12 protein-coding genes are annotated in these 11923 nt (G+C 64.2%); 7 read left to right on the top strand and 5 right to left on the bottom strand.

Annotation, left to right across the window (positions count from 1 at the left end; genetic code table 11):
* Positions 1 to 149: 149 nt before the first annotated feature.
* Entirely contained in the window at positions 150 to 1430 is a 1281-nt protein-coding gene (locus HDG39_RS23560) for an SGNH/GDSL hydrolase family protein (protein ID WP_184009078.1), read from the bottom strand.
* A 103-nt stretch (positions 1431 to 1533) separates the two neighbouring features.
* Positions 1534 to 3156, bottom strand: coding sequence for an NAD(P)/FAD-dependent oxidoreductase (locus HDG39_RS23555; RefSeq protein WP_184009076.1), 1623 nt, complete (start codon positions 3154 to 3156; stop codon positions 1534 to 1536).
* A gap of 685 nt (positions 3157 to 3841) precedes the next feature.
* Between HDG39_RS23555 and HDG39_RS23550 the strand changes: the two genes are divergently transcribed.
* Positions 3842 to 4291, top strand: a complete 450-nt coding sequence (locus HDG39_RS23550; protein WP_035470484.1) for a hypothetical protein — start codon at positions 3842 to 3844, stop codon at positions 4289 to 4291.
* A 16-nt stretch (positions 4292 to 4307) separates the two neighbouring features.
* Here HDG39_RS23550 and HDG39_RS23545 read toward each other — a convergent pair whose 3' ends face one another.
* Complete coding sequence (locus HDG39_RS23545; RefSeq protein WP_409339022.1) at positions 4308 to 5441, bottom strand: TolC family protein; 1134 nt, start codon at positions 5439 to 5441, stop codon at positions 4308 to 4310.
* A gap of 190 nt (positions 5442 to 5631) precedes the next feature.
* Positions 5632 to 6282, bottom strand: a complete 651-nt coding sequence (locus HDG39_RS23540) for a hypothetical protein (protein WP_221305831.1) — start codon at positions 6280 to 6282, stop codon at positions 5632 to 5634.
* 524 nt (positions 6283 to 6806) lie between these two features.
* Here HDG39_RS23540 and HDG39_RS23535 point away from each other — a divergent pair.
* Positions 6807 to 7166 (top strand): hypothetical protein, encoded by a 360-nt coding sequence (locus HDG39_RS23535; RefSeq protein WP_184009074.1) that lies wholly within the window; start codon positions 6807 to 6809, stop codon positions 7164 to 7166.
* Between the two features lie 15 nt (positions 7167 to 7181).
* Here the strand turns inward: HDG39_RS23535 and HDG39_RS35215 are convergent, their stop codons facing one another.
* Complete coding sequence (locus HDG39_RS35215; protein ID WP_260328205.1) at positions 7182 to 7517, bottom strand: CHAD domain-containing protein; 336 nt, start codon at positions 7515 to 7517, stop codon at positions 7182 to 7184.
* 477 nt (positions 7518 to 7994) lie between these two features.
* Between HDG39_RS35215 and paaA the strand changes: the two genes are divergently transcribed.
* From paaA to paaE, 5 genes are read left to right on the top strand one after another with little or no spacing between them, the layout of a single operon-like run.
* Positions 7995 to 8993 carry a 1,2-phenylacetyl-CoA epoxidase subunit PaaA gene (gene paaA, locus HDG39_RS23525; RefSeq protein ID WP_184009071.1) on the top strand — a complete coding sequence of 333 codons (999 nt, stop codon included), beginning with the start codon at positions 7995 to 7997 and terminating at the stop codon, positions 8991 to 8993.
* Between the two features lie 36 nt (positions 8994 to 9029).
* On the top strand, positions 9030 to 9314 hold the full coding sequence (paaB, locus tag HDG39_RS23520; protein ID WP_018418671.1) for a 1,2-phenylacetyl-CoA epoxidase subunit PaaB: 285 nt from the start codon (positions 9030 to 9032) through the stop codon (positions 9312 to 9314).
* A gap of 8 nt (positions 9315 to 9322) precedes the next feature.
* On the top strand, positions 9323 to 10144 hold the full coding sequence (gene paaC / locus HDG39_RS23515) for a 1,2-phenylacetyl-CoA epoxidase subunit PaaC (protein ID WP_184009069.1): 822 nt from the start codon (positions 9323 to 9325) through the stop codon (positions 10142 to 10144).
* A 7-nt stretch (positions 10145 to 10151) separates the two neighbouring features.
* Positions 10152 to 10721: a 1,2-phenylacetyl-CoA epoxidase subunit PaaD gene (paaD, locus tag HDG39_RS23510; protein ID WP_184009066.1), complete on the top strand. Its 570-nt coding sequence runs from the start codon at positions 10152 to 10154 to the stop codon at positions 10719 to 10721.
* A 1-nt stretch (position 10722) separates the two neighbouring features.
* On the top strand, positions 10723 to 11811 hold the full coding sequence (paaE, locus tag HDG39_RS23505) for a 1,2-phenylacetyl-CoA epoxidase subunit PaaE (RefSeq protein ID WP_184009064.1): 1089 nt from the start codon (positions 10723 to 10725) through the stop codon (positions 11809 to 11811).
* The last annotated feature ends 112 nt before the right edge of the window (positions 11812 to 11923 follow it).

Below are 11923 nucleotides of genomic sequence, written 5' to 3'. Positions count from 1 at the left end.
TCGGTCCGCCAAACCCGCCGCGCCTGAACCACTCCTACCCGGCACTGCTTCGTTTGCGTCGCTGCGTCTGCAGCAGAGAAACGGGATTATGGAGACTCTTTCGCGTGTCGTCAATACCCGTTTTTGCTTTCGCTTAAAAAAGTTGCCGCTCACTTCCGGGTCGCATCCACCACGGCCTCGACAGGAACTGCAGCGGCCATAGCCGCATAGCCCGCGTCGCTTGGATGGATGTGATCGCCGCTATCGAAAGCGCGCTGCAGACGCTCCGGCTGCGCCCGATCGCGCAACGCCGCGTCGAAGTCGACGACGCCATCGAAAGCACGACTAGTCCGGATCCACTGATTAACCGCGAGTCGGATGTTTTCCCGCTCGTGTGGCAGCGACGCCGGCGTCAGCGTCGCGCCGAACATCTTGACACCGTTGCGCCGCGCGGCCGCGATCACTCGCTGGTAGCCGGCGATCAGATCGGCAGCCGTGACCGACGTATGAGGAAAATCGCAGTCGAGCCCGCCATGAGGTGGCATTGCCGCAAAGTTGATGTCGTTGATGCCAATCAGTAGGATCGCCGCTTTGACGCCTGGACGTCGCAAAACGTCGCGCTCGAAGCGGCTCGCAAGCGCGTCGCCATAGCAAGGCGAGTCGCTCAGGAGCCGGTTGCCGCTGATGCCGAGATTCACGATCGCGGTCGACTGCGCGCCGCTCACCGCCAGCCGCCGAGCCAGCGCATCCGGCCAGCGACGGTTCTGGTTGAGGGTAGAGCGCATGCCGTCGGTGATCGAGTCGCCGATGGCGGCCACGGCAAGCGACGGTGCCGCCGCCTCCACCGACAAGCCCGTGACCCACACATATTGCGTGAAGCGGCCGCGAAACGCCGTGGCGGACGCGTCGGCGGTGTGATTGCCGGGCCCCGACACATAATTCACCTGATTCGACACTCGGTGCCATGCGACGATCCGCTGCTCCGGTCCCACGAACGCACTGATCGCATATGGCGCGCCCTCGACGACATCGATCGCGACCGGATCGCTGTCCACCTCGCCGCCAGGCGGAACGCTGACCGCGCCCTTACCGCCAAACGTCACCCGACTGCCGGCGCCCTCGACCGCTGCCGTGCCATCGGCCGAGCGCGCGATGCGCAGTTCGTCGATGACGAGAGGCGTCTTGCCGTACGCATTGCTCAGATGAATTCGCGCCACCCTCCCCGACAACGTCGGATACACGATTTGCCGAACGGTGCGCCCGGCGACTTCCGGCGCGCGATACAGCGGTGGCAACTCGGCCCGCTGTGGAATCGGTTGCAGCGCGGTCGCCCAAACGGCGACCCAATGCTCGGGCGCTTCGGCAGCGAACGCACTCGATGAAACGACAAACGGGGCAAATTGGGCAAGCAGCGCCGCGCCGCATGCGGCAGCCAGGGTGCGATTGGTCATTCGGAGGATCGGTTCGAGGCGAAACGCGCATTTTGCCCGAACGACGCGGCAATCGCCGGCAGGTGCGCCTACCCCGGCGCCCGGCGGCTGTGCCGGCTCGGACTCACGCCGTTTGCTGACTCATGATCTTCAGCGCGACCGCTTCGGCGACCTCGATTCCGTCGATTGCCGCCGAGTAGATCCCGCCCGCATACCCCGCACCCTCGCCCGCCGGAAACAGCCCGTTGACGTTGACACTCTGGTAGTCGTCGCCGCGACGCACGCGTACCGGCGACGAAGTTCGCGTTTCAACGCCGGTCAGCACCGCATCATGCATCGCGAAACCGGCGATTTTCTTCTCCATCTGTGGCAGCGCTTCGCGAATCGCTTCGATCGCGTAGTCGGGCAGCGCGGTGCTGAGATCGGTTGGCCGCACGCCCGGCTTGTACGACGGAACGACCGAGCCGAGTGAAGTGGACGGCCGCCCCGCGATGAAGTCGCCGACCAACTGCCCTGGAGCCATATAGTTACCGCCACCGAGCTCGAACGCCCGCTCCTCCCACTTGCGCTGGAACGCGATGCCGGCGAGCGGCCCGCCCGGATAGTCGTCTGGAGTAATGCCGACCACGATGCCCGCGTTCGCGTTGCGCTCCGCGCGCGAGTACTGGCTCATGCCGTTTGTGACGACGCGCCCCGGCTCCGACGTGGCCGCCACCACGGTGCCGCCGGGACACATGCAGAAGCTATAGACCGCTCGCCCGTTGCTGCAGTGGTGCACCACCTTGTAGTCGGCTGCGCCGAGCTGTTTGTGACCGGCAAATTTCCCAAAACGGCTCCGATCGATCACCCCTTGCGGATGCTCGATCCGGAAACCGAGCGAAAACGGCTTCGCCTCGACGTGAACGCCGCGGTCGTACAGCATCTGGAAGGTATCGCGTGCGCTATGTCCGACCGACAGTACAACGTGTTCGCAGCGCAGCGTCTCGCCGGTCGACAGCGTCAGCCCGCGCACCTGGCCGTTGTCGATGTCGATGTCCTCGACACGCGCTTCGAAGCGCACTTCGCCGCCCAGTTCGTGGATGCTCGCGCGCATCTTCTCGACCATGCTGACGAGACGAAACGTGCCGATATGCGGCCGGCTCAGGTACAGGATGTCCTCCGGCGCACCAGCCCGCACGAATTCGTCGAGCACCTTGCGGCCGTAGTGTTTCGGGTCCTTGATCTGGCTGTAGAGCTTGCCGTCCGAAAAGGTGCCCGCGCCACCTTCGCCGAACTGCACGTTCGACTCGGGATTCAGCACCGATTTGCGCCACAGGCCAAACGTGTCCTTGGTGCGCTCACGTACGGCCTTGCCGCGCTCGAGGATGATCGGCCGGAAGCCCATCTGCGCGAGGATCAGGCCCGCGAACAGTCCGCACGGCCCCATGCCGATGACGACCGGACGCGGCGTGCTCAGTTGGGCGGGCGCTTCGGCGACGAACTTGTAGCTCATGTCGGGCGTCACGCCGCAATGCGGCACGTCGGCGAGCCGTTTCAGCGCGGCCCCTTCATCCTTTACCTCGACATCGACGATATAGGTGAGCTTGATGTCGGCGCGCTTGCGCGCGTCGTGCGCGCGGCGAAACACGGTGTACCGGATGAGCCCGTCCCGCGCCACGCCGAGTTCCGTGAGGCGCGCACGGATGGCGGCTTCAAGGGCGCTTTCGGGATGATCGAGCGGGAGTTTGATTTCGCTTAGACGTAACATGAGTACCGGAGATGCAAGTGGGCCGCAAATCGCGGCCAATGCGCAATTTTACCGGTAAGTGTCGGCGCGGGGTGGCGGCCGGTCTTGAACCGCCGGCCCATCGAAACTGGGCAAACCAGCATGCATGCTTCGACGCCCTCAATGAGCTATCAGCCCTATCGGTTGTTATCTAAGTTGAGCGCTGGGCGCTATAAAATCGATAATTTAGCGCTCACATTGCCATGAGCGCTCGACGCGAGCTTGTCAGCTAACTTGAGCAATTCCGGGCTACTTGACAACAAACTTGAGCATTTGCGGACGCGCATCAATCGGGACCGCCGTTGCTGGAGGTTCGTAAATCTTCCAGACCGGAAGCCGTGCTCCGTTGGTTTGTTCCGCCGACAGCCATTAGACCGCGTTACGCCGGTATCAGCTTGCGGCCGCGCAGAACCAGATCACGCGATCGTCTCAGTTCGACCCTGACCACCCGTCCGGCCTCACAAGACCCAACGCCAGCTTTCGGACCGGACTAGCCCTTCGGCGGCTGCGATCCCAAGCCAGGTCAGCCTGCCGGTCGCACCTGCTGGCAGGTACCGCGGGACCGGTCTACTTCACCCTGTTGGCTCACAGTCTTGGCACTACTCCCAGGAACTGCGCGCGCGGGCGCTAATATGGACGATCGCAAACAGCAATGAGCGGCAGCTCCATGAATGCATCGATCATTTCCGCACTGGCTGCACTCGTGGGCGCTGCAATCGGCGGCCTCACTTCGGTTCTGGCTTCATGGCTGACCCAACGCACCCAGGTTCGCGCGGAGTGGCGGGCACATGACCGCGTCCGGCGTCAGGAACTCTACAAGGAGTTCATCGAGGAGGCGACCAGGTGCTACGTTGACGCACTGCAACACAACGAGCCGGATCTGAACTCGGTTGGCAGCCTCTACGCTAAAATCGGCCGGATGCGGATCCAGTCTTCACGCGAAGTCGCAGACGAAGCCGACGTGATCGGACGCAAGATCGTCGACACCTACCTCGCGCCGGACAAGTCGTTCCTCGAGATTCGCGAGATGCTTGCGGACGGCTCGGTCGATATCCTCAACAACTTCAGCGACGCATGCCGCGCGGAGTTTGCATCGCTTCGCGCGCAACTGGATTGATGCCCGCTCGCACCGTTCAGCGCGGCATGAGTTCGACGGGTGCTTCGGCTCGATACCCGCCGCCGAGCGCCTTGGTCAACGCAATTTCCTGACTGAGCATCTGCACTCGGAGCGTGAGCAGTGCAACCTGCTCGGCGATCACCGGCTGGCGCGCTTCGAGCGCCGTCTGCGCAACATCGCGTACCGCGTTGAGAACCGCCTGGTTGTACTGCTCGATCAACAGATTGCTGCCCTCGCGCGCGCCGCTCAGGTTGGCGTTGAGCCGGCCGCTGTCGAAGATCGGCAGATACAGGCCCGGGATCAGGTTGATCTGCTGGCTTGCATGCGTGAAGAGGTCGGCGAGATGCAATGCGTTGAAGCCGAAGAACGCCTTGATGTCGAAGCTCGGGTAGAACGCCGCTTTAGCTGCGTCGATCCGGTCGAACGATGACTCTACACACCATCGCATCGCCTGCAGGTCGGGCCGCCGGGCAAGGAGTTCGTATGAAAGCGTCGTCGGTAAAGCCGCCTTCGAGCGCGGCAGCGCCACGGGCTCGATCGCTGGCAAGCCGTTGGGTCCCGCGCCCGCCAGCGCTCGCATCGATTCGCGAAACTGCCTGACCTGTCCTTGCGCCGCCACAGTCTGCTGTTCGATGGCCAGTTGCTCAGTTCTTGCTTCTTCCAGTAGCGTGCGGGCTTCGAGGCCCCGCGCCACACGAGCTTCGTGTGCCTCCACCGAGAATTCCGCCACTTCATGCGATTCGTCCAGCAGATCGAGAAGCTGGTAAGTCGTCTGAATGCCGTAGTAAAGCTGCGCGACATCCGTCGAGATTTCGAGTTCGACGGCGGACGTCTCGGCGAGCCGCGCATTGCTCACGCCGAGCGACGCCGCGACCTGCGCGCGCTGCTTGCCCCAGATGTCGACGGTGAGACCTGCGCCAAGTCCGACGACGCCCTCGGTGTACCACGGGCCCGTCAGCCCCAACGCCGGTTCGTTCATCGCAAACGGGCCGATGAAGCCGTTCGCGGAAACATGCTCGCAATTCAGCAGCGCAAGCGCCACGACCTGAAGACTCGACCCCGTTCTGACAAGCTCGACATCCGACCTCGCCTGGGCCACGCGCGTGCGCGCGATCACCATCGTCGGCGCATCGCTTAGCGCCTGATCGATCAGCGCACTGAGTTGCGCATCGTGATAGCGCGTCCACCAGCGCGCGGCCGGTCATCCATCGCGCGCGAGATGGATGTCGTCGGCGAGATTGATCTATTCCGGCGAGATCGCAGGATAGGGCGTGCCGTTGTGATGGATCAGCGCACACCCCACCAGGCTGCCGCCGACACGCGAGACACTGATTGCGCTTTCATGTTCGTGCGGCCCGAGAAGCAGGCGCCTTAACGGGTGCCACGACGCGCCAGTCCGACAACCCGGCGACCTGCCGTGCCAGATGTTCCGCTGCAGCGATGAGTGGCATGTCGAGCAGTTGGGCCGGTTCGGTGGCTCGCGCGGCGATTTCCATGCGGCGCGGCGCGCGGGCGTCGGGCGGGCTGGCCGCGAGTTCATCCGCGTATCGGTTGAGTTCGGCGAACGCCTGTTCCCAGGTCGAGCGCACTGCATCGATCGTTGGTGGGCTCCACGATCCCGCTTGCGCAACCAGCGTGTTGCGCAACGCATCGCCCGCCAGCATGATCTCGCGCCCCTGCGCGAGAACCGTTTGTGCGCGCAGCGTCAGTTGCGTCAGTTGCGTCTGTTCCGTCTCCTGCCAGCCCGGCTCGAGCGCGACGCGCGAGAGCGTCGCCTCGCAATTGGCCAGCACAGCCCACGCCTGCAACTGGCGCTGAGCGTAGGGCAATTCATCGCGCCTGTCGGCGTCTGCATGCGATGCGCTCAGATGTGCGGCAATCGCGCGCAACATGGTTGCCAGCTTCTGCCGCAGCACGTCACCTTCGCCCTCGCGCCAGAACGACGTCTGCACGAAGGTCGCCACGCCGACGCCCAGCAGAATGCCCACCATCCGGTCGCGGATTTCAGGTAGAACACATAGCCGGCCAGAACGGCGAGCAGCGTCTTGAGCGAGTCGACGCACTCAATCGTCCGACTTCCGATCAACAAGGTCGTAAGCTGACATGGAACGTCCCATCCGTCGTCAGGAGCGACCGATCGGAGGCCAAGGCTGATCGGCCGTTCGTGGCCAGATCGGGTCCTAGGGGCAGGCGCGACCCTCTTCTCGAGCGCTTGCGGCGTGCATTTGGCATCAGCCGACCAGAACCGACTTTCGGCCTACTCAAGACCGAACGACCGAAGTCAAGCCGTTATCGCCCTTGGCAAAAGCCCCCACCTACCTGCTGGGTAAATGCGTAGGCGCGCGTGATTGATGATCTTCACTTTCTATGGATTTGCCGAGGGACGAGACAGACACAAGCCGAGGCAGTGATCGCGCAGATTCACGAAGTGATACTCTCAGGCATTCCGATTCGCAACTTTACGCTCTCTCTTCGCCGCTGCTCGCTAAGAGTAAATACACTTTGGAGAATTCTGATGGGGAAGAAATCGTTTTCTGACAATGCCAGCGACTCAAATGAAACCTCAAATGAAACAACTGAACAGGCGTTGGTGGCGTTGACCATACAGATCAAGGAGTTCGTCCAGAACAGATCGCTCGATAGCCGGTTTGCTGCGAAACTCGTCAAGCGGTTGCAGAAGGAAGCTGATGCCATATCGGAAGGCGACAATTCAACGAAGCCTGGAAAAAAGGAGCTAAAGAAGGCCTTCGACGCAGTCGACGCAGTGCTGCGTGACCACGATGCAGCATTGTTAGTCAGGGCAAACGCGGCGCTGCGCGAGACGGACAACACGACCCGTAGTAAGAAGCCACAGCAACGACCAACGGAGGGTTGAGCGAGCCACTGCCTGTCAAAAGCGTCCAACGTCCACAAGCTGCGAAGCGGACTCTTCCCCCTTGAGCCACAGGCGCGCCTGGTGCGGTGGCGGGAGGCGCCTGAAGCGATTCCACCGCTTCTTCAATGTCTGATCATCGGCAGCGACGCGTGAAGCGAGATAACCTCGCGCGAAGGCTGCGCCCAAGGCCGCTTCGGGCGATGCTCGTGGCAACGGCTTCAGGAGCTGGTCGGCGACAACGGCATCGTTGCGCCAGCCCAGATCATCCTGGAGCTCGATCAACGCGTCGACATAATGCCGGACGGCGCGCCTCGCGCACAGCGACGCGAAAAACTCGGTCGCGTATCGCACTGTCTCGCAGCAATGCGGGCGCGGTGGCGACAGTGATCGCCGAGATCGGCGAGCCGCTTGCCACGTTTGATCAGTTTCCTGTGCCGGCGGCGCACGACTTGCGCGGTGAACTGCCCGGCGCGCCTGCCAATCCCCTAGCGCTGCTTGTCGGACATCCCGTCTTGCCGGCCCTTCCGGTTTAACCAGGGCGCGAGTTGGAGAACCAGCCGGGTATAGCGAACCGACTCGACTGCGGCTGCCGCCCGCTGCCGGTTGTTGACGGCGATTCGCTCGCACGCCTGGCGGACAGCCGAGACGTCCGCATTCCCGTTGGCCCCCGCATGTGCAAGCGTCGATCCCGCGAGCACTCGCTTGAATTTGACATACACGGCAACCGACAAAGCCCCAACGCCTCTTCACAAAAAAATTTATTAACCGACCGGTCGGTTGGTTTATACTAGGTCGACACAGACCACTCCTCCAGAGAGAGCGTCCCTCATGTACACCCAATCCCTCGATATCCCCGGCAACGTCGCCCCGCTGGACGCGGACGCGGATTCGCCCGAACAGGCTCGCTTCGACGCGGTCATGACCGCCGACGGCAAGATTGAGCCGCAGGACTGGATGCCCGACGCGTACCGCAAAACGCTGGTGCGGCAGATCTCGCAGCATGCGCACTCGGAGATCGTCGGCATGCTGCCCGAGGGCAACTGGATCACGCGCGCGCCGAGCCTCAAGCGCAAGGCGATCCTGATCGCCAAGGTGCAGGACGAAGCCGGCCACGGCCTCTATCTGTATAGCGCCGCAGAAACGCTCGGCGTGTCGCGCGAGCAGCTGATCGACGCGCTGCACGCGGGCAAGGCCAAGTATTCGAGCATCTTCAACTACCCGACGCCCACCTGGGCCGACGTCGGCGTGATCGGCTGGCTCGTCGACGGCGCGGCGATCATGAACCAGATCCCGCTGTGCCGCTGCACGTACGGCCCGTACGCCCGCGCGATGATCCGCATCTGCAAGGAGGAGTCGTTCCATCAGCGCCAGGGCTTCGACGCGCTGCTCGCGATGATGGCCGGCACCGAGGCGCAGCGCGAGCTGGTCCAGCAGGCGGTGAATCGCTGGTGGTGGCCGGTGCTGATGATGTTCGGCCCGAGCGACAAGGACTCGGTCCACAGCAACCAGTCGGCCAGATGGGGCATCAAGCGCATCACCAACGACGACCTACGCCAGAAATTCGTCGACGCGACCGTCGAGCAGGCGAAGGTGCTCGGCGTCACGCTGCCCGACGCGGACCTCAAATGGAACGAGGCGCGCGGCCACTACGACTACGGCGACATCGACTGGGAAGAGTTCTGGCGCGTCGTCAATGGCGACGGCCCGTGCAACCGCGAGCGCCTCGCGACCCGCGTGAAGGCCCATGAAGACGGCGCCTGGGTACGCGAAGCCGCGCTCGCCCACGCGGAAAAGCAGCGCCAGCGCGCGCAACAGCACGCCGCCTGAGTGGCACCGCACATCAAAGGAATCAGGAGATCAGCAATGAACAAGGAATGGCCGATTTGGGAAGTGTTCGTGCGCAGCAAGCAGGGGCTCGACCATAAACACTGCGGCAGTCTGCATGCCGCCGACGCGCCGATGGCGCTGCGCATGGCGCGCGACGTCTACACGCGCCGCCAGGAAGGTGTGAGCATCTGGGTGGTGCCGTCCTCGGCGATCACGGCCTCGGCGCCGCACGAGAAGGCCGAGCTATTCGAACCGGCGGGCGACAAGATCTATCGCCACCCGACGTTCTACACGCTCCCCGACGAAGTCAACCACATGTAAGCGCGGCCATGACCACTACGTCCATTACATCCACTACGCCCGAACATCTCCAGTACGTGCTGCGCCTCGCGGATACCGCGCTGATCCTTGGTCAGCGCAACACCGAGTGGTGCGGCCACGGCCCGATCCTCGAAGAGGACATCGCGCTGTCGAACATGAGCCTCGACCTGATCGGCCAGGCGCGCCTGCTGTACACGCACGCGGCCGCGCTCGAAGCGCAGCTCACCGGCCGTCAGCGCACCGAAGACGACTACGCGTACTTCCGCGCCGAGCGCGAATTCGCGAACTACACGCTCGCCGAGCTGCCGCATTACGGGCCGCTCGCCGGCACCGCGCAGGCCGAAAAGGATTACGCGGTGACGATCGTGCGCAACTTCCTGTACGCGACGCTGATGATGCATCTGTGGGGTGCGCTGACGGGCTCCAGCGACGGGCAGCTCGCCGCGATCGCCGCGAAGTCGATCAAGGAAACGCAGTACCACGCGCATCACGCGAGCGAGTGGCTGATCCGTTTCGGCGACGGCACCGACGAATCGCACCGTCGCGCGCAGGCCGCGCTCGACTATCTGATGCCGTACACGTACGAGTTCTTCAGCGCGGACGCAGTGGAAGACGCGGTCGCCGCGGCCGGCATCGGCCCGCGCACCTCGGCGCTGGAAGCCGCGTGGCTCGACGACGTGCGCGCCACGCTCGACCAGGCCACGCTGACGCTGCCCGCGGCGCTGCGGCACGTGAGCACGGGCAAGCACGGCGAGCATTCGGAGCACATGGGTTTCGTGCTCGCGCAAATGCAGAGCCTCGCGCGCCAGCATCCGGGCGCCAGCTGGTGAGTACGCGATGACGACCTCGACCGCCCCGCAGCCCGCGAACGCCGCCGCTGCCACGACCGACGCCGCGTTCATCCGCGCATGGACCGTGCTCGAAGCGGTACCCGACCCGGAGATCCCGGTAGTGTCGATCCGCGAGCTCGGCATCCTGCGCGACGTGCGACGCGCCGCCGACGGCGCGCTCGAAGTCGTGATCACGCCGACCTACTCGGGCTGCCCGGCGATGTCGCAGATTGCCGAAGACATCGGCCGTGCGCTCGAGGCCGCGCAGCTCACGCCATACCGCGTCGCCACCGTGCTCGCGCCGGCGTGGACCACCGACTGGATCACGGCCGAAGCCCGCGAAAAATTGCGCGTCTACGGCATCGCGCCGCCGACGGGCAACTGCGTTTCAGCCGCGACGTCCGCGCCGCAGGAGAAAGTCCTGCGCTTCGTGCCGCGCGCGCTGCCGGCCCCAGGCTGCCCGCGTTGCGGCTCGGCGCACACCGAGCGGCTCGCGCAATTCGGCTCGACCGCCTGCAAGGCCCTGTATCGCTGCCTCGACTGCCGCGAACCCTTCGACTACTTCAAACCGTACTGATATGGCCACCCCGGAATTCCACGCGCTGCGTATCCGCGAAGTGCGCCCCGAAACCGCCGATGCGGTCTCGGTCGCCTTCGAAGTCCCGCCCGAACTGCGCGACCACTATCGCTTCACGCAGGGCCAGTTCGTCACGCTGAAGACGCATATCGAAGGTGAGGAAACGCGCCGTTCGTATTCGATCTGCGTGGGCGTCACCGACTACGATCGCGACGGCGAGTTGCGCATCGGCATCAAGCGCGTGCGCGGCGGGCGTTTCTCGAACTTCGCGTTCGACACGCTGCAGCCCGGCCACACGATCGACGTGATGACGCCCGACGGCCGTTTCTTCACGCACCTGAACGCGGAACAGGGGCAGCAGTACCTCGCGTTCTCGGGCGGCTCGGGCATCACGCCGGTGCTCGCGATCATCAAGACGACGCTCGAAGTCGAGCCGCGCAGCACCTTCACGCTCGTGTACGGCAACCGCAGCGTCGACCAGATCATGTTCGCCGAGGAGCTCGAGGATCTGAAGAACCGCTTCATGAACCGCTTCGTGCTGTATCACGTGCTGTCGGACGACCTGCAGGACGTCGAGCTGTTTAACGGCGTGCTCGACCAGGAAAAATGCGCGGCGTTCATCGAGCAGCTCCTGCCGGCGGACGCGATCGACGAAGCGTTCATCTGCGGCCCCGCACCGATGATGGACGCGGCCGAGGCCGCGCTCAAGGCAGCCGGCGTGCCGCCCGCGAAGGTGCACGTCGAGCGCTTCGGCACGCCGCTGCCGCAGGCGGGCGTGCCGCCCGGCGAGATCACTGCGGACACCCCCGCTGCCGACCTGGAAATCGTGCTCGACGGCAAGCGGCGCAAGCTGCGCCTGCCGTATCAGGGCGCGAGCGTGCTCGACGTCGGGCTGCGCGCCGGTCTCGCGCTGCCGTATGCGTGCAAGGGCGGTGTGTGCTGCACCTGTCGCGCGAAGGTGCTCGAGGGCGAAGTGAAGATGGAAAAGAACTACACGCTCGAAGAACACGAGGTCCGCGACGGGTTCGTGCTGACCTGTCAGTGTCATCCGGTTAGCGACAAGGTCGTCGTCAGTTACGACGAACGTTGAGTCGAGTGCTTTCGTGGCTAGGTACGGACTGCCCTCCTGTGACGTCCGCCACCGCTTTCGGCCGTTTCGCGATCCGCTTAAACTAGGGGCCGCTCATCGATCGGGACATCGG

The sequence above is a fragment of the Paraburkholderia lebeckiae genome (assembly GCF_014201005.1).
In the GTDB taxonomy this organism is placed as follows: Bacteria; Pseudomonadota; Gammaproteobacteria; order Burkholderiales; family Burkholderiaceae; genus Paraburkholderia; species Paraburkholderia tuberum.
The sequence above is the reverse complement of the archived record's forward strand: the minus strand, read 5'-3'. Positions and strand labels throughout refer to the sequence as shown.

Excerpts from the sequence above, each read along its gene's own strand:
- paaA (WP_184009071.1), top strand. The coding sequence starts at position 7,995 with ATGTACACCCAATCCCTCGATATCCCCGGCAACGTCGCCCCGCTGGAC.
- HDG39_RS23550 (WP_035470484.1), top strand. The coding sequence starts at position 3,842 with ATGAATGCATCGATCATTTCCGCACTGGCTGCACTCGTGGGCGCTGCA.
- HDG39_RS23540 (WP_221305831.1), bottom strand. The coding sequence starts at position 6,282 with ATGGTGGGCATTCTGCTGGGCGTCGGCGTGGCGACCTTCGTGCAGACG.
- paaB (WP_018418671.1), top strand. The coding sequence starts at position 9,030 with ATGAACAAGGAATGGCCGATTTGGGAAGTGTTCGTGCGCAGCAAGCAG.
- HDG39_RS23555 (WP_184009076.1), bottom strand. The coding sequence starts at position 3,156 with ATGTTACGTCTAAGCGAAATCAAACTCCCGCTCGATCATCCCGAAAGC.
- paaE (WP_184009064.1), top strand. The coding sequence starts at position 10,723 with ATGGCCACCCCGGAATTCCACGCGCTGCGTATCCGCGAAGTGCGCCCC.
- HDG39_RS23535 (WP_184009074.1), top strand. The coding sequence starts at position 6,807 with ATGGGGAAGAAATCGTTTTCTGACAATGCCAGCGACTCAAATGAAACC.
- paaD (WP_184009066.1), top strand. The coding sequence starts at position 10,152 with ATGACGACCTCGACCGCCCCGCAGCCCGCGAACGCCGCCGCTGCCACG.
- HDG39_RS23560 (WP_184009078.1), bottom strand. The coding sequence starts at position 1,430 with ATGACCAATCGCACCCTGGCTGCCGCATGCGGCGCGGCGCTGCTTGCC.
- paaC (WP_184009069.1), top strand. The coding sequence starts at position 9,323 with ATGACCACTACGTCCATTACATCCACTACGCCCGAACATCTCCAGTAC.